Origin of the sequence: Streptomyces sp. NPDC088730, from assembly GCF_044751215.1 — a bacterium.
GTDB lineage: Bacteria > Actinomycetota > Actinomycetes > Streptomycetales > Streptomycetaceae > Streptomyces.
In genome coordinates this window covers 390,055-407,021 of the sequence record NZ_JBIVLK010000005.1, presented here as the reverse complement: position 1 = coordinate 407,021, position 16,967 = coordinate 390,055, and the positions used below count along the sequence as shown (strand labels likewise).

Here is a 16,967-nt window from a genome sequence, read left to right as displayed (position 1 = left end):
CTACCTAACGCACCAGAAATCAGGGCCCGTTGCGCCATTAGGTAAGGCTTGCTTTACTTGGCGTCGATCAGTCGCTCACCTGAGGAGGAACCCATGCGGGTCGCCATGTTCGGTTACCAGACCTGGGGCCACCGCACCCTGCGAGCCCTCCTGGAGTCCGAGCACGACGTGGTGACAGTCGTGACGCATCCCAAGAGCGAGCACGCGTACGAGAAGATCTGGAGCGATTCCGTAGCGGACCTGGCCGAGGAGCACGGCGTCCCGGTGATCATCCGCAACAGGCCCGACGACGAGGAGCTGTTCCGGCTGCTCCAGGAGGCCGCTCCCGACATCATCGTCGCCAACAACTGGCGCACCTGGATCCCGCCGCGCATCTACGACCTGCCCCCGCACGGCACGCTCAACGTCCACGACTCGCTGCTGCCGAAGTACGCCGGGTTCTCGCCGCTGATCTGGGCGCTCATCAACGGCGAGACCGAAGTCGGCGTCACCGCCCACATGATGGACGAGGTGCTCGACGCCGGCGACATCGTGGACCAGCGCGCGGTGAAGGTCGAGCCCGGTGACACCTCCGTGGACCTGTTCCACAAGACCGTCGACCTGATCGCCCCGGTCACCATCGGCGCGCTGGACCTGATCGCCTCCGGGCAGACGGAGTTCACCCGGCAGGACCGCTCGCAGGCGACGTTCTTCCACAAGCGCGCGGAGGAGGACATCCGCATCAACTGGGACTGGCCCGCCGAGGTGCTGGAGCGGCTGGTCCGCGCCCAGACGTCGCCCTACCCCAACGCCTTCACCTTCCACCGCGGCAAGCGGCTGGAGGTCATGTCCGCCGTCGTGTCGGAGGGCCGGTACGGCGGCACGCCCGGCCGCGTCTTCTACCGCGAGGGCGAGGGGGTCGTGATCGTCGCCGGCGCCGACGCGCGCACGGGCCTCAACCACGGTCTCGCCATCACCCGGGTGCGCACGGAGGACGGCCGGGAGCTGCCCGCGACCGAGTACTTCACCTCCATGGGCGGGTACCTCACCAGCCGCCCCTGAGCACCACGGAGCCCGGCCGCCCGACACCGCGGACCGGCCGGGCTCCCGCGCGCTCCGGCGTACCCCCCGCCGCGCCGCCATGCCTCCGCGCCTCCGAGGACGGCCGGCGCGGGATGGCTCGGGCGGAGGAGAGCGCGTACGCCGGCGGCCGGTCCGTGAAGAGCAACCGGCTCACCACCGCTGCGGCGGTGACCACGGTGCTGCGCGGGGGCGCCGGCATCACAGCGCAGGGAATCGGTGACCTGCTGCGGGCTGTCCAGCCGGTGGGGTGGGGCAACCCGTGGGCGTCCTCGGCCGAGCCCGCGATCGAGGACGTCCCGGATCCGGCCCAGAAGGTGTTTCCCCTGGACGGCGGCGGGATGAGCACCCTCCCCGACGGCCCTGTTCACGACACGGAAGCCGCGTGGGATGGCGGTGGTCCTCCGACTGCTCGGCGATGCAGCGGTCACGGGTGGGCACCAGGGTGCCGTCCACGATCGTCCGCAGCCGGCCTCGAAGACTCCGACAGCGGCGTGAGTTGACGCAAAATCAGGTCCGCACGCCAGTAGCCGCGACCAGCAGTGCCCGGCCCTCCACTGGCAGGCCCCGGCGCCGCCGGGCCCGGTGCGTGGCGACGGTCAGCTTCGCCGGCGGAAGTCCAGCATGCAGAAGACCTTGTCGTAGCGGTGTTCGCCGACCGCGACGAAGCCGGGGAGACGGCCGTATTCGGTGAAGCCCAGTGACCGGTAGAGGTGCAGGGCACTGGCGTTGTCGCCACGGGCATCCAGGGTGAGGACCTCGATCCCCGTCTCCCGTGCGTCAGCGATCAGGGCGGCGGTCAGTGCCCTGCCGACGCCACGCCCATGGGCAGCAGCGTCTACCGCGATCTTCTCCAGATCGGCGTGAGGCCGGTGGGTCGGTCGGGTGTATCGCAGCCAGTACCCCAACCCGACAAGGCGACCGTCGAGGTAAGCGGCACGCAGGGCCGCGTCCCCGGCCTGCACCGCGGAGACGACGTGGCCGAGAAGCTCCACCACGTCTTCCCGCGAGGGTGGTTCGATCCAGCCCAGCGCGGCACCTCCCCCGACCAGGTCCGCCAGGATCCGGTGGGCCGACTCCGTGAACCGGGCCTCCAGCTCCGGATCGGATGTCAGCTCCTCGGCGTCAAGGATGACGGGCTCAGTGGTCATACCGCTGGTCATGGCCGGATTCATGACCAGCAGCCTAGCCAGCCCGGGGCCCGCCGGGACCCCGTGCTCCAGCTGGTCCGCGACTGAACCGCGTTCCTGGCCGGCGCCACGGTGTCCGCGGCGGCGCCGGAGCCCTCAGGAGTGCTGCGGGCCGCCGGCGCCGGGCGCGTAGCGGGCGAGCATCGTCGAGACCGCCTCCTCGACGGCGTGGCCGACGTCGGCAGGTGCGGGGCTCCAGTCGGCGAGCAGCATCCGCGGCCACAGGACGTAGTTGGCGATCATTCCGAGGAACTGGTTGGTGGCGCTCTCCGCGTCGGGTACCACCGCGGTGCCCGCGGCGTGCTCCGCCTCCAGGTAGTGCTGGACGGAGATGAAGTAGGGCAGCTTGCCCAGCTCGAACTGAGCCCGTCCCAATTCCGGGAATCGCGGCAGTTCGGCGATGACGATGCGGAAGAGGGCCGCCATCGCGGGCCGGCCGATCAGGTCGGCGTACTGGCGGCCGATCGCGCTCAGGCCGGCGCGCAGGTCCCCGGGCTGTGTCGCGGGCGCCGCCGGGTCCGGCCCGCCCTTCCAGTACTCGGTGACGATCGCCTCGAAGAGCGCCGCCTTGGTGGGGAACTGCTTGAACAGCGTGGACTTCGAGACGACCGCTTCCTGCGCGATCTTCGCCAGCGAGGTCCCGTCGTAGCCCCGCTCCAGGAACAGCTTCGTGGCCGCTGCGGTGATCGCCTCGCGCTTGCGCTGAGCGAGTCGTTGATGGTGCGCGGAGAGTCCTGCGGTCATGGCCCCAGTATGCCCCATCGCGAGGCGAGTCACTTGACTCGCCACTACGCAGGTGCTTACGTGGACAGGGGGAGGCGAGTCGGTCGACTCGCCTCCGGTCGCGGGAGTCCTTCCCGTCGGCGTCGTTTAGTTCCCGCGAGGAGAAGCACTCATGGAGTCAGGCAGGATCGCAGTGGTGACCGGCGGCAATCGCGGGCTGGGCCGGGCCACGGCACAGGCGCTGGCCCGGCACGGGCTGCGCGTCATCGTCACCCACCGCGGCGACGCGCAGGGGGCCGAGGAGACGGTGAACAGCGTCCGGGAATCCGGCGCCACAGCTGCCGCGCTGCGGCTGGACATCAGTGACGTCGCCTCCTTTCCCGCCTTCGTCTCCCACCTGGCCGCGCAACTGGAGCGCTGGGACGCGACCCGGCTGGACGTCCTGGTCAACAATGCCGGGATCGGGCTGTTCGGACCGCTGGAAGCGGTCACGGTCGACGACTACGACGCGGTGATGGGCACCAACGTGCGCGGCACGTTCTTCCTCATCCAGGCGCTTGCGCCCGTGCTGGCCGACGGGGGGCGGATCATCAACGTCTCCTCTTCCCTCAGCCGCCACACCAGCGCCGGCACCTCGGTCTACTCGGCCTCCAAGGCGGCGGTCGAGGTCCTCAGCCGGACCTTGGCCGTGGAGCTGGGGGCGCGCGGGATCCGCGTCAACTCCATCGCGCCGGGGCCGACCGCCACCGACTTCAACGGCGGCGCCATGCGGGACGACGCACAGATGCGCGAGGGCTTGAGCGCGCAGACCGCGCTCGGCCGCGTCGGCGAACCACAGGAGATCGGCGACGCCATCGCCGCGCTCGCCTCGGAGGACCTGCGATGGGTCACCGCCCAGCGGCTCGAAGTGTCCGGCGGCGCCCTGCTGTAGGGGCTCGCGTTGATACCGCGAGAGTCCCCGCAGAGCCACCCGGCCAAGGATCCGGGACGAGCCAGAACCTCGCCGTCACCGGACCCGCACCCACCGACCGGCCGACCCATGGCGACCCGCCGGGGGCTCCGTCCGGGTGACCGGCGAAGAGCGCAGGTGCCGGAGCTGATACTGCGGACCGAACCGTCGCTCCACGGCTCCGCGGCCACCCGTCACGAGCAGGCATTAGAGTGCGATGAGAGGTATGTGCGCGTCTATCCCCTGCCGCGCACGGAAAGGGATGGAAGCCGTGCATGGAGAGTACAAGGTGCCCGGCGGCAAGCTCGTCGTAGTGGATCTGGACGTCGAGGGCGGCGCGCTGCGCGACGTACGGGTGGCCGGGGACTTCTTCCTGGAACCGGACGAGGCGATCCAGGCCATCGACACGGCGCTGGAGGGGGCCCCGGCCAACACCGGCACCGCGGACCTCACCGCCCGGATCGACGCGGCGCTCCCCGCCTCGACCGTGATGTTCGGCCTCACCTCCGAGGGCATCGCCGTCGCCGTACGCCGGGCACTGGCCCACGCCACCGAGTGGAGCGACTACGACTGGCAGTTCATCCACGAGCAGCCGCAGTCCCCCGCCCTGCACATGGCCCTCGACGAGGTCATCACCGCGGAGGTCGCGGCCGGACGGCGTCCGCCGACGCTCCGGGTCTGGGAGTGGGACTCGCCCGCCGTGATCATCGGCAGCTTCCAGTCACTGCGCAACGAGGTCGACCCCGAGGCCGCCGCCCGGCACGGGGTGAGTGTCGTGCGCCGGGTCTCGGGCGGCGGGGCGATGTTCGTGGAGCCGGGCAACACCATCACCTACTCCCTCTCCGTCCCCGACGCCCTCGTCTCGGGGCTCTCCTTCGCCGACAGCTACGCCTACCTCGACGACTGGGTGCTCGAAGCCCTCGGCGACATGGGCATCAAGGCCTGGTACCAGCCGCTGAACGACATCGCCACCGAAGCCGGAAAGATCGCCGGCGCGGCTCAGAAGCGGATCGTCGGCTCTGACGGCGGCCCTGGAGCCGTCCTGCATCACGTGACGATGTCGTATGACATCGACGCGGACAAGATGCTGGAGGTCCTGCGGATCGGCAAGGAGAAGATGTCCGACAAGGGCACCAGGAGCGCCAAGAAGCGCGTCGACCCGCTCCGCCGCCAGACGGGCCTCGCCCGGGAGCAGGTGATCGAGAACATGATCACCTCCTTCCGCAACCGCCACGGACTGACCGCCGGCGGAGTCACAGCGGAAGAGATGGCACAGGCGGAGAAGCTGGTGCGGACGAAGTTCGCCACCGAGGAGTGGACCGCCCGGGTGCCGTAGGGCCGTTCACCGGGAGCAGTCAGCGCCTCCGGTTCACCGGACGTGACCAGCCCCGGCTCCGGGACGAACACGGGGAGTCGGGCGCGGTCCCGGGCACCCCCTTGCCGGAAGGACGCCCCCGGCGCGGTGGACTTCTCCGTCCCGTGCGCACCCGGCCGCACGGCCCCCGACGCGGCACGTGCGGCGAGGGCCCACGCCCCGCTCCCGCACGGGACGCCCTCCGGTGCACCGGACGCGTGCGAGCGCGCACGGCGCGAGCGGCTCCGGTCAGCAAGCGCCGGACCCGCTGATCACGGGCGTTGCCCACCCGCGTGTTCAGCACACCCGCGGCACGGCCGGCGGACGGTGTTCGTACCAGCGCCGGTCGGCCTCCAGCTGGGCGGCCAGCGAGATCAGCCGCTCCTCGCTGCGGGAGGGGCCGAGCAGCTGGGCACCGACCGGGAGGCCGTCGGAGGTGAACCCCGCGGGGACGTTGATCCCCGGCCAGCCCAGCACGTTCCAGGGCCAGGCGTATGGGCAGGCCTCCGCGATCGCCACGTCGGTCCGCCAGGCGCTCAGCCCGTCGAAGCTGCCGATGCGGGGCGGCGGGAGGGCGGTGGTCGGAGTGAGCAGCACGTCGAATCCCGATCCGGCCCGCCCGCGCGGGGGGTGGAACAGCGCCCCGATCCGCCGGTGCTGGCGCAGCTCGCGCTCCCTGGCCGCCCGCACCACCCGGCCGCCGAGCCGGGTGCCGGTACGCAGGGCGCTCCGGGTGCGCGCGTCCAGGAGCGCGGGGTCGGGATGGCGTGCGGCGAGTTCCGCGATCCCCGCGGTGGCTCGGGGCACGAAGCCGAGGCCGATCAGCCCGTAGCGGGGGCGGGCCTCCTCGACGTGGTGGCCGAGCGCGGCCAGCGCCTCCGCGAGGGCGGCGACGGCGCGCCGTACCTCCGGGTGGGGCGCGGTCCTGGTCAGGGTGAGCGGCGGCCGCCAGGCGACGGCGATGCGCAGCCGGCCCGGGTCGCGGCGGGCGGCGGCGCGGGCCTCGACGGGCGGCGGGCGGTGCGGGTCGTCGGGGTGCGCCCCCGCGACGGCGTCCAGGAGGAGGGCGGCGTCCTCGACGGTCCTGGCCAGCGGCCCGTTGACGGTGAGGCCCTGGAAGGCGTCGCTGTGCGGGTGGACGGAGATCCGGCCGCGCTGCGGTTTGATGCCGACGAGATGGGTCCAGGCGGCCGGGATGCGGACGGACCCGGCGCCGTCGGAGCCGAGCGCTGCGGGCACGAGACCGGCCGCGACGGCGGCCGCGGATCCGCCGGAGGAGCCGCCGGGGGTGTGGCCGGTGTTCCAGGGGTTGCGGGTGACGCCGAAAGCCGGCCCCTCGGTGAACGGCCACTGGCCCAGTTCGCAGGAGTTGGTCTTCCCGACGATCACCGCCCCGGCGGCGCGCAGTCTGCGTACGGCCTCGCTGTCGGCGGTGGCGGCGGGCAGCTCCCCGGCGCAGCCGAAGTAGGTGGGCATCCCGGCGACATCGGTGTCGTCCTTGACCGCGACGGGCACTCCGAGGAGCGGCAGCCGTTCGCCGGCCGCCAGCCGGCGGTCCGCCTCGGCCGCCTCGGTGAGTGCGGCCGCTGCCCGCAGGTGCCGGAAGGCGTTCAGGGTGCCCTGGCTCGCCTCGATCCGGCCGAGGGCCTCGGAGACCAGCCGGGTGGCGGTGGTGCGCCCGTCCGCCAGGGCCCGTGCGCTGTCGGCCAGCCCGGCCGGGACCGCCGCGTCCGTCTCGATGGACTCCGCTGAGGACATGTGCTGCCCGCCTCCCTCGTACCGTCAGGTGCGCGCACCCGTCCGCCCGGTCGCTACTGGAGGGTAACGAGTCGGGGCGGTGCGCTCAACCGTCCGGCGGGAGTGTCGGATACCGCTTGCCGGAGCCGCGGTACGGCCGGCTCCCGGGCCCGGGGTGCGGGGCCGGCACGCGCCGGCTCCCCCACCCCCACGGCCGCTACGGAGCTACGGCTGCACCGTGATCTCACCGATTCCGGTGCCGAGCCCGGCGCAGTGCGCGGTCGACTGACCGGACTGGCCCGGGTTGAGCGTGACGTGTTCGCCGTCCACGTCCGGGGACCAGCCGCAGACCAGGTGCACCCAGAAGGTCTGCGTCGCGCCACCGTTGTTCCGGCACAGCGCGTAACCGGTGTAGTCGTCGACGGCGTGCTTGCCCGTCTCGCAGGACAGCCCCGGGGGCGTCGCCGCCGGGGCCGCCGCCGTCGCCGTGGTGGCCAGGCCGGCGGAGGCCGCGAGCACCGCGGTCAGGCCCGCGACGGCGGTGCTCCGCAGCATGGCCGCGGACAGATTCCGCATGGTCTTCCTCATGGTTCCCTCTCGGTCGTGACGAACCGGCTGTCCTCGCAGCCGCCCTCACCCCGATAACCGAATCCGCTCCGGGACGTCACGCCGGGCACCCGTCCGGGTGCCGGTTTCTCCGTCGGGCGGCCGTCCCTGCCCCGGCGTACGCTCGGAAGACCGGACCGCGGACCTCACCCGCGCAGCCCCGCCACGACCCTTCGAGGAGGCGACGTGACCGGTCCACATCTCGGCACACGCCCGGCCGCATGGACCGCGGCGATCGTGCTCTCCGTCACCGGCGGCGGTCTCGTCGGCGGCGGCGTGGCACACGCGGACGACATCGACACCCTCACCGCCCAGCAGGTCGCGGACCGTGCCCGCGACGCCCTGCTCGGCGCGCACTCCATGCACCTGAGCACCCGCGGGGACCTCGGCGGGGGCAGTACACCGATGTCCCTGGAACTCACCCTGGACCGGAGCGGCAACTGCGACGGCTCGGTGGACCTCGGCAACAGCCAGGGCTCGGTTCAGATCGTCAAGCGCGGCAACGACGTCTGGGTCAAACCGGACACGGACTTCTGGAAGAACCAGGTCCCGGACGGCGGCCAGGCCTTCGCCGCGATCCTGAACGGCCGCTACATGAGGGCCTCGGCCACCGACTCCCGGCTGCTCCCGCTGACGAAGGCCTGTGATCTGGACACCTTCCAGAAGCTGGTCAGCGACAACGCGGACAACGAGACCGGCACGCTCAACAAGGGTGCGAAGACCACCCTCGGCACGGCGCCGGTCGTACCGCTGACCAGGATGCGGGACAACAGGACGCTGGTCCTGTACGTGGCGGCCACCGGAAAGCCGTACCCGCTGCGGCTCACCCTCCGGGGCGACGGGGCGGACGCGACCGTGGACTTCTCCGCCTTCGACAAGCCGGTGCCCACGTCAACCCCGCCACCGGATCAGACCTTCGACATCAACGCACTGCTGGGCCGCTCGACGGGGACCGCGTGACGCGCGGGCTCCCCTCCCCCGGCAGGGTACGTAGCCCCTGAGGTAGCGGGTGCCATGAATCCGGGCCGCGACGCACCGTCGTCGCGGCCCGGATTCATGGCGTCGCGCTCCCGTGAAATCAACGCGGCAAAACATCCGCCGAATAGGTGTGTGCCATCCAGGATGCAGGGCACCCGAACTTCTGAGAGCGCGTCACCGACTATTTCGGAGACGCCGGACGACTCCACAGTTCTGGTGGTGGAGCAGCGAAGAATCTCAATGAGGGAGCAATTTATGAGTGACAACATCTGGGGCTACCAGCCGACCACGGGCCACACGGCGGGCACTGACCTGATCGGTTACAAGGTCGAGGCCACCGACGGAAGCATCGGCAAGGTCGACAAGCACTCGGACAATGTCAACTCCTCGTACATCGTGGTCGATACAGGTGTCTGGATCTTCGGCAAGCACGTCATGCTGCCCGCCGGTACGGTACGCACCGTCGACCAGGCCGAGCGCAAGATATTCGTCGACCTGACGAAGGACCAGATCAAGGACTCCCCCGAGTTCGACAAGGACAAGCACGTCGGTGACGCCGGATACCACGAGCAGGTCGGCGGCTACTACGACAGCTACCGCCGCCCCTGACCGCGCGGCACCACCCTCCCGCCAGGGCCGGCCAGCAGATTCTGGCCGGCCCTGGCGTGCGCGTACAACGGCCCCGGCGTGTGCGTACCCACGGCGCCGGCCGGCTCCGCAGCGGGAATACCGCTCCTCACCGGAGTGCCGGCGTCCATGACGGTCTGCTTTTCCTCCACCTCGGCCTTCACCCCATACCCGGGGTCATTCCATTGAAGCGGGATACCCATTCCTTGACCGCCCCAGAAATCGCGAGGATCCCGCTCCGACGGAATTCGTTCCGTCGGCCTCACGTGCGGCCAACCGAAAGGAGCGGCCGGACGTGATAACCGCCACCGGTGCGGTCTACGCGTGTCTCGGCATCGGCGTCCTGCTCGCCGCGGTGCTGCCCCGACTGCTTTTCCGCCTGCCGGTCTCCGTTCCGATGGTGTTCCTGGCAGCGGGTACCGCAACGTACTTGCTGCCGCTGCCTCTTCCCTCGGTGGACCCCTTCACGGACCGGATCTGGGTGGAGCATCTCACCGAGCTGTGCGTCATCATTTCGCTGATGGGCGCGGGGCTGGCCATCAACCGTCCCTTCGGGTGGCGGCAGTGGTCCACTACCTGGCGGCTGCTCGGGCTGGCCATGCCCCTGACGATCGGTGCCACCGCGCTCGCGGCCTGGTGGCTGCTCGACTGGCCGCTGTCCGTCGCACTCCTGCTGGCGGCCGTGCTGGCACCGACGGACCCGGTACTCGCCTCCGAGGTGAGGGTCGGCGAACCGACGGACGCCGAGTACGACGAGGACGAGGTGCGCTTCGCGCTGACGAGCGAGGCCGGCCTCAATGACGGGCTCGCCTTCCCCTTCGTCCTGGCCGCCGTCGCATTGGCGGCGGCCGGCGACGGCTGGTCCACGGACTGGGTCTCGCACTGGGCCCTGAACGACGTCCTCCTCAGGATCGGCGTCGGCCTGGCAGTCGGCGTGGGCGCCGGCCTGCTGCTCGGGCGGATGGTCTTCCGCTCCGACACGCGGTCCTTCCGGCTCTCCGAGAACGGCGGAGGCTTTGTGGCGCTGGGAGCGACGTTCGCCTCCTACGGCATCACCGAGTCCCTGCACGGTTACGGCTTTCTCGCGGTGTTCGTGACTGCCTGCACCGTGCGCAGGTTCGAGCACGGCCACGGCTATCACAAGGTCCTGCACGAGTTCACCGACCAGATCGAAAGGCTGCTGATGGCCGTCCTGCTCTTCGGAGTGGGCGCCTTCGTGGCCACGGGGGCCCTGAGCCACCTCACCTGGCGGGGCGCCGTCGTGGGCCTGCTCCTCCATCTGCTGATACGGCCGGTATCGGGGTGGTTCGCACAGTTCGGCGGGCTGGGCGGCCGGAAGGAGCGCCTGGTCACCGCGTTCTTCGGGATCCGCGGAATCGGGTCCCTCTTCTATCTCGCCTACGCCTGCGGCAAGGGCGACTTCGGCGCGTACCAGAACGAGATGTGGTCGGTGGTGGTCTTCACCATCCTGGTGTCGGTCCTCCTCCACGGCGCCTCCGCGCCTCCGGTGATCGCCCACCTCGACAGGCTGGGCGACAACGCGCCGCGGAGCCGGACCGGGTGACGCGCCATCGGCTCCCGGCAACCGCCCGGACGCCCCTCCACCCCGGGCCCGGGGGCCGTCACCGGCCCCCGGGCCTTCAGCCGCGTCGCGGGCTCAGACGTTGTCCCTCGGAACGCTCTCGTTCCAGGTGCGGGAGAAGACCCTGCGGCCGTCCTCGTAGCCGTCCAGCGTGGCATCGACGTGGAAGGCGTTCTCGTCCGATGTCAGGAGGGTGCGCGTCTCCACCCGGACATCCCAGGCGGGGCGCCTGAACCGCATCGTCCAGGCGGACTCCCCGCTCACCGATCCGAAGTCGTCCGCGACGGAGGTGTACCGCTCGACGGCCCGCAGTCCGACCTCGATCCCGTTCTCCTCGTACCGCTGCAGTCCGCGGTCCTTGATGATGTCGAGCGAGGAGTGGTAGTCGACCAGGTTCCTCGACACGGTCCAGGCCTGTTCGGGCTCGGTCAGCTGGGTCACGTCCGGCGGTGCGCAGCCCTCGGGCTCGCCGAAGGGCTGCGGGGAGTCGTCGATCGGGGTGTCCGTGGGGCGGATCGGCAGGGTGAGGGAACTGCCGTCCTCGTGGACGCTCAGGAGGGCGGGCTCGGGCGCCGGCCAGACCAGCGGCCAGTACGAGGTGGAGAGCGAGAGCCGGATGCGGTGCCCGGCCGGGAAGACCTGAGCGACTCCGTTGAGGGGGATGCGCACCCGGTAGGTCCGGCCCGGCTCCAGTGGTCCGGGGCTGTCGCCCTCCCGGTGCGCGAGGTTGAGCACCCCGTAGGTCACCCTGGTCGCCCGGCCGTCGGCCGCCACGTCGGACAGCCGGACGGCGATCTGCGCCGCCTCCTTGGCCGAGGACACCACGAGTTCGACGGCGGGCGCGCCGAGGATCTCGACGCGTTCGGCCAGCGGCCGGGTCTCGAAGACGAGTGAGCCGCCGTCCTCCTCGCGCTGGTCGTACGGCAGATCCGGCGGGGCGTTGTACGAGGCCCACTTTCCGGCGAACTGCCCGACCGAGAGCGGCGACCGCACCGTGTGGACACGGCCCGCGGATCCGCCCTCCCGTGCGGAGTCGGGCTCCTCTCCGGCGCGCACGATGGTGCGGTCGCGCAGAGGGTGCGACACCTCCTGGATGTGCGGCGAGGGCCAGCTCGGCTCCCCCACCCAGCGGCCCGGACGCTCCTCGTAGGAGGTGGACGGCGGCACGCTTTCCTGCATCCAGGCGCGGATCATGGGTCCGTCCATCGCGCCGTTGTCCACGCCCTTGAGCCAGTGGTCCCACCATCGGACCACCTCCTGGAGGTAGCCGATGGCCGGCCCCGGCTCGCCGAGGTGGGGCATCTTGTGCGACCAGGGGCCGATCAGCCCCTTGCGCGGCACCTGGACCCGGCTCAGCAGCCGGGTGACGGCGTTGGAGTACCCGTCCGCCCAGCCGCTGGAGGCCAGCACGGGGCAGCGCAGGGCCTGATAGTCCTCACTGAGCGACGCGTGGCGCCAGTACGCGTCCCGGTGCTGGTGGCGCAGCCATTCGAGGACCCAGGGGCGCGCGGAGTCCAGCCGTTCCCGCCACATGTCCCGCCAGCGCCCGCCGACCACCGCCGGATCGGGAGGGCAGGTGGCGTAGGCGAACATGGTCCCGGCCTCGGCCAGGTTGTCGGAGAGCATCGCACCGCCGAGATAGTGCATGTCGTCCGCGTACCTGTCGTCCGTGAAGGACGCGATGACGATGGCGCCCAGACTCGGCGGCTGCCGGGCGGCGACCTGGAGGGCGGCGAACGCTCCCCAGGAGATGCCCATCATTCCGGTGGTTCCGTCGCACCAGGGCTGCTCGGCGAGCCAGGCGAGCAGTTCTTCGAGGTCGCGCTGCTCCCGTTCCAGGTACTCGTCCAGCAGGACACCCTCCGATTCGCCGGTGCCGCGCAGGTCGACGCGTACGCAGGCGTAGCCGTGCCCGGCGATATAGGGGTGGTGGATCGCGTCGCGGGTGGAGGTCAGATCGTTCTTCCGGTACGGAATGGCCTCCAGGATCGCCGGGACCGGCTCCCGGCCGGAGGTGACCGGACGCCAGATCCTCGCTGACAGCCGGACCCCGTCCGACATCCTGATGGTGACGTGGTCCTCCCGCTCGACCGCTTGGGGAAGCCGGTCGACGTATCGCATACCGATGGTGTGCTCCTTTCCGCTCGGGGCCGTTTCAGGACGTCTTCAGGACGTCTTCTCGTCACGGCCGCCCGGTGCGGTGTCGTCGAAGGTGAGGCCCAGGGCCGCGACGCACTGGTCGAACTTGCGTCGCAGGCCCTCCTCGTCGTCCGCCCCGGTGAAGATGTGGGCGATCTCGTAGCTGTAGCTGTCCTGCTGGGACACCGAGGAGAGCTTCTGACCCTCGGCGGGCACGACATCGATCCGCACCCCGGGTATCCTCCGCTCGATCTCGGCGAGCTCGTCGGGCGTGGGCACCTGATGCACCGTCCCCTCCCCGAACCACCTGTAGTACCACTTGGCGGCCACGCCGTACGGGCCCTTCCCGCTGGGCAGGGCGGGGTCCTTCCCGAGGGCGAGACTGATCATCCGGTGGTGGTTGGGGGCGCCGTCGACGTAGTCGAACAGCTCCGCGTGGGACTGGGAGTGCCGTGGGTTGATCTCCAGCAGGCTGATGTCACCGGTCTTGGGGTCGTAGAAGTACTCGATGCTGAAGGTGGCGGAGTCCATGCCTATCTGTCGCATGGTCCGCTCGCTCACGTCGTGCAGTTTCCGGATCACCGAGGACGGCAGCGCGCTCGGGTACTGGTGGCGCAGGAAGCAGGAGGAACCGGAGTAGTTGATCGAGTCGAGCACTCCGTAGACGGTCACCTCCCCGTCGTTCACATATCCCTCGACCGCCACCTGGATGCCGGTCATCGCTTCCTCGGCCAGACAGACCTGGCCTCCCACCCCCGCCATTTCCGGCGGAAGGTCCAGGAGTTCCAGTACCGCGTTGAACGGCCTTCCGACCCGGTCGATGCCCTCACGGATCTTGTTCACGGCCGCCCGGAACTCCGTCATGTCCGAGACGCCGTATGCCAGTTCGGACGAGTAGGCAAGGGCGGGCTTGAGCCACATGGGGAAGCTCACGCCATCGGGCGGCTGAGGATCCGCGCTGCTCAGGTCCACCCGTCCGAATTTCGGGTACGCGTCGATCACCTTCTGCTGTTCCAGCCGGCTCCAGTACTTGTGCTCGCATTTGACGACGGACTCAAGGCTCGTGGTGCGTGTGCCGTACTCGCTGCCGAGCATCGGTACGAGCGTGCTCACGGGGAAGTCCCAGTAGCCGACGATCGCGTCGATGCTGCCCTCGTGCGCGTCCAGGATCTCGCGGGCCCGGCTCATCAGATCGGCCACCGAGACCTCGCCCTCCTGCAGCTCGCCGATGCTCAGCAGGGGATGGAAGCGGTACGTATCGGATTCGGGGACGGATTCCAGAGTCGGCAGATTCGACTCGTCCAGGCCGACTATGAAGATGTTCTTCCGCTGTACGGGCACGGTGTGGTCCTCTCATGGGGTCCACGGCGCGTACCCGCCACACAGGCTTCAAACCGAACCGCCGGTGGCGCCGGTCAGTCGGAGAGGGCGGGGATGATCTCGGCGCCGTAGGCGTCGATGGTGGCCTCGCGGGCGTCGTGCATGTTGTAGACGGCGAACTGGTCGACGCCCAGATCACGCAGGGCCCGGAGCTTCTCGATGTGCGCCGCCGGTGGTCCCAGCAGGCAGAACCGGTCGACGATCTCGTCCGGCACGAAGGTCGTGTCGGGGTTTCCGGCCCGGCCGTGGTGGCTGTAGTCGTACCCCGCGCGTCCCGCGATGTACGCGGTCAGCGCCTCGGGGACGAGACCGGAGTGCTCGCCGTACCGGGTGACCAGGTCGGCCACGTGGTTGCCGACCATCCCGCCGAACCAGCGGCACTGCTCGCGGGCGTGGTCGAGATCGTCGCCCACATAGGCGGGTGCGGCGACGCAGATGGTGACGGAACCGGGGTCACGGCCCGCCTCCGCGGCCGCCTCCCGGACCGCTTTGATCATCCATTCGGTGAGGAAGGGGTCCGCGAGCTGGAGGATGAAGCCGTCAGCCTTCTGCCCGGCCAGCGCGAGCGCCCTGGGCCCGTACGCGCCCATCCAGACGGGCAGCCGGCCGTCCTTGACCCAGGGGATCCGGATCGGCTGCCCGTCGACCACGGCCTCGCGCCCCTCCGCGAGGTCGCGGATGGCGTCCATCGCCTCGCCCAGCCTGGCCAGCGTGTTGGGGCTGCGGCCCGCCACCCGCATCGCGGAGTCGCCGCGGCCGATGCCGCAGACCGTCCGGTTGCCGTACATGTCGTTGAGGGTGGCGAAGGTGGAGGCGGTTACCTCCCAGGTGCGGGTGGAGGGGTTGGTGACCATGGGCCCGACCACGAGGCGCTCGGTGTGTTCGAGGATGCGGCTGTAGATGACGAAGGGCTCCTGCCAGAGCACCGCCGAGTCGAACGTCCAGCCGTAGCGGAAGCCGTTGCGTTCGGCGCGGCGCATCAGGCCGACGACGGCCGAGGCGGGCGGGTCGGTCTGCAGGACGAGTCCGAAGTCCATGCCGGGGTACTCCTAGTCCAGGTACTGACAGGTGGCTCGGGGGGTGTACATGCCGTGGCCGGCGCGGCCGGTGAAGGTGCGGCGGTCGATGACGACCTCACCGCGCGAGAGCACGGTCTCCACCTGTCCGGTGAGCCGCTTCCCCTCGTACGCCGAGTAGTCGACGTTCATGTGGTGGGTCTCGGCGGAGACGGTCTGTTCGGCGGCCGGGTCGTAGATGACGATGTCGGCGTCGGCCCCGGGGGCGATGGTGCCCTTCTTGGGATAGAGGCCGAACATCCGGGCCGGCGAGGCGCAGGCGATCTCGATCCAGCGGCGGCGCGAGATGTGGCCGTCCACGACCGCCTGGTGCAGGAGGTCCATCCGGTTCTCGACACCCGGCATGCCGTTGGGGATCTTCGAGAAGTCGCCGCGTCCCATCTCCTTCTGCCCGGAGAAGCAGAAGGGGCAGTGGTCGGTGGAGACGACCTGGAGTTCGTTGTTCCGCAGGCCCCGCCAGAGCGCCTCCTGGTGCTCCCTGGGCCGCAGCGGCGTGGAGCAGACGTACTTGGCGCCCTCGAAGTCCGGCTCCGCGAGGTTGTCGGTGGAGAGGAAGAGGTACTGCGGGCAGGTCTCCCCGAAGACGGGCAGCCCCTTGTGGCGGGCGGCCGCGACCTCGGCAACGGCCTCGTCGGCGGAGACGTGCACGATGTACAGCGGGGCCCCGGCGACGCGGGCGAGCTGGATGGCGCGGTGGGTGGCCTCCGCCTCCAGCGCCACCTTGCGCACGTCTCCGTGGTGGCGCGGATCGGTGCGGCCCTCGGCGAGCGCCTGCTCGACCAGGACGTCGATGGCGATGCCGTTCTCCGCGTGCATCATGATCAGGCCGCCGTTGGACTCGGCCCGCTGCATGGCGCGCAGGATCTGGCCGTCGTCGCTGTAGAAGACCCCGGGGTAGGCCATGAACAGCTTGAAGGAGGTGACGCCCTCCGCCACCAGCAGGTCCATCTCCTTGAGCGAGGAGGCGTTCACGTCGGCGAGGATCATGTGGAACGCGTAGTCGATGGCGCAGTTGCCGTCCGCCTTCGCGTACCAGGCGTCGAGCCCTTCGCGCAGGGAGCGCCCCACCGACTGGATGGCGAAGTCGACGATGGTGGTGGTGCCGCCCCAGGCGGCCGCCCGGGTGCCGGTCTCGAAGGTGTCCGCGGCGTAGGTGCCGCCGAACGGCATCTCCATGTGGGTGTGCGCGTCGACGCCGCCCGGGATGACGTATCTGCCGGTGGCGTCGATGGTCCGCTCTGCGGTCCAGCTCGCCGCGGCTTCGGTGCCGTGCGCGGCGAGTGCGGCGACGCGGCCGCCCTCGACGAGTACGTCTGCGTGGATCTCGTCGGACGCGGTGACGACGAGGCCGCCGTGGATGACGGTGCGGCTCATGTACCCCTCCTCACTGTGGCGGAATGGGTCTACGCACGTAGACCGGTGCGTGGTGAAGAACGTAGAAGTGGGTTGCCCACTGTGGCAATACCGCTGCGGTCAACCGCTGAAGACGTTTCCGTTTCAGCCGTCCGGCACTCCACCGGCCCAGCGCGGCGCCCCGCGCCCGGCACCGGACGGGCGAGTGGAGCGA

Annotated in this window: 14 protein-coding genes; 6 read left to right on the top strand and 8 right to left on the bottom strand. The window is 70.5% G+C overall.

The window, feature by feature from the left end; translation table 11 throughout:
- The first annotated feature begins 93 nt into the window (after positions 1–93).
- Entirely contained in the window at positions 94–1,041 is a 948-nt protein-coding gene (locus ACIP89_RS19265) for a methionyl-tRNA formyltransferase (protein ID WP_401934039.1), read from the top strand.
- A gap of 617 nt (positions 1,042–1,658) precedes the next feature.
- On the opposite strand, the gene ACIP89_RS19260 is transcribed toward ACIP89_RS19265, so the two are convergent.
- Both ACIP89_RS19260 and ACIP89_RS19255 read right to left on the bottom strand, forming a co-directional pair.
- Positions 1,659–2,222, bottom strand: a complete 564-nt coding sequence (locus ACIP89_RS19260; RefSeq protein WP_402115873.1) for a GNAT family N-acetyltransferase — start codon at positions 2,220–2,222, stop codon at positions 1,659–1,661.
- A 123-nt stretch (positions 2,223–2,345) separates the two neighbouring features.
- Positions 2,346–2,993, bottom strand: coding sequence for a TetR/AcrR family transcriptional regulator (locus tag ACIP89_RS19255; RefSeq protein ID WP_402115830.1), 648 nt, complete (start codon positions 2,991–2,993; stop codon positions 2,346–2,348).
- 151 nt (positions 2,994–3,144) lie between these two features.
- Here ACIP89_RS19255 and ACIP89_RS19250 point away from each other — a divergent pair, with 151 nt between their 5' ends.
- Together ACIP89_RS19250 and ACIP89_RS19245 are read left to right on the top strand one after the other, a co-directional pair.
- On the top strand, positions 3,145–3,903 hold the full coding sequence (locus tag ACIP89_RS19250) for an SDR family NAD(P)-dependent oxidoreductase (RefSeq protein WP_402115829.1): 759 nt from the start codon (positions 3,145–3,147) through the stop codon (positions 3,901–3,903).
- A gap of 289 nt (positions 3,904–4,192) precedes the next feature.
- Positions 4,193–5,257, top strand: a complete 1,065-nt coding sequence (locus ACIP89_RS19245) for a biotin/lipoate A/B protein ligase family protein (protein ID WP_402115827.1) — start codon at positions 4,193–4,195, stop codon at positions 5,255–5,257.
- A 315-nt stretch (positions 5,258–5,572) separates the two neighbouring features.
- Here the strand turns inward: ACIP89_RS19245 and ACIP89_RS19240 are convergent, their stop codons facing one another.
- Positions 5,573–7,033, bottom strand: a complete 1,461-nt coding sequence (locus ACIP89_RS19240; RefSeq protein WP_402115826.1) for an amidase — start codon at positions 7,031–7,033, stop codon at positions 5,573–5,575.
- A gap of 204 nt (positions 7,034–7,237) precedes the next feature.
- On the bottom strand, positions 7,238–7,600 hold the full coding sequence (locus tag ACIP89_RS19235) for a hypothetical protein (RefSeq protein ID WP_401934027.1): 363 nt from the start codon (positions 7,598–7,600) through the stop codon (positions 7,238–7,240).
- A gap of 204 nt (positions 7,601–7,804) precedes the next feature.
- Between ACIP89_RS19235 and ACIP89_RS19230 the strand changes: the two genes are divergently transcribed.
- The 3 genes from ACIP89_RS19230 (at position 7,805) to ACIP89_RS19220 (ending at position 10,787) form a co-directional block, all read left to right on the top strand.
- On the top strand, positions 7,805–8,578 hold the full coding sequence (locus ACIP89_RS19230; protein ID WP_401929915.1) for a hypothetical protein: 774 nt from the start codon (positions 7,805–7,807) through the stop codon (positions 8,576–8,578).
- 273 nt (positions 8,579–8,851) lie between these two features.
- Positions 8,852–9,205: a PRC-barrel domain containing protein gene (locus tag ACIP89_RS19225; RefSeq protein WP_402115824.1), complete on the top strand. Its 354-nt coding sequence runs from the start codon at positions 8,852–8,854 to the stop codon at positions 9,203–9,205.
- Between the two features lie 316 nt (positions 9,206–9,521).
- Complete coding sequence (locus tag ACIP89_RS19220; RefSeq protein ID WP_402115871.1) at positions 9,522–10,787, top strand: cation:proton antiporter; 1,266 nt, start codon at positions 9,522–9,524, stop codon at positions 10,785–10,787.
- Between the two features lie 93 nt (positions 10,788–10,880).
- Here ACIP89_RS19220 and ACIP89_RS19215 read toward each other — a convergent pair whose 3' ends face one another.
- From ACIP89_RS19215 to hydA, 4 genes are all read right to left on the bottom strand, one after another.
- Positions 10,881–12,926, bottom strand: a complete 2,046-nt coding sequence (locus ACIP89_RS19215; RefSeq protein ID WP_402115823.1) for a CocE/NonD family hydrolase — start codon at positions 12,924–12,926, stop codon at positions 10,881–10,883.
- Positions 12,927–12,971: 45 nt separating this feature from the next.
- Positions 12,972–14,285 carry an acetyl-CoA carboxylase biotin carboxylase subunit family protein gene (locus ACIP89_RS19210; protein WP_402115822.1) on the bottom strand — a complete coding sequence of 438 codons (1,314 nt, stop codon included), beginning with the start codon at positions 14,283–14,285 and terminating at the stop codon, positions 12,972–12,974.
- 74 nt (positions 14,286–14,359) lie between these two features.
- Positions 14,360–15,361, bottom strand: coding sequence for a TIGR03842 family LLM class F420-dependent oxidoreductase (locus ACIP89_RS19205; protein ID WP_402115821.1), 1,002 nt, complete (start codon positions 15,359–15,361; stop codon positions 14,360–14,362).
- Positions 15,362–15,373: 12 nt separating this feature from the next.
- Positions 15,374–16,774: a dihydropyrimidinase gene (hydA, locus tag ACIP89_RS19200; RefSeq protein WP_401929925.1), complete on the bottom strand. Its 1,401-nt coding sequence runs from the start codon at positions 16,772–16,774 to the stop codon at positions 15,374–15,376.
- Positions 16,775–16,967: the final 193 nt, after the last annotated feature.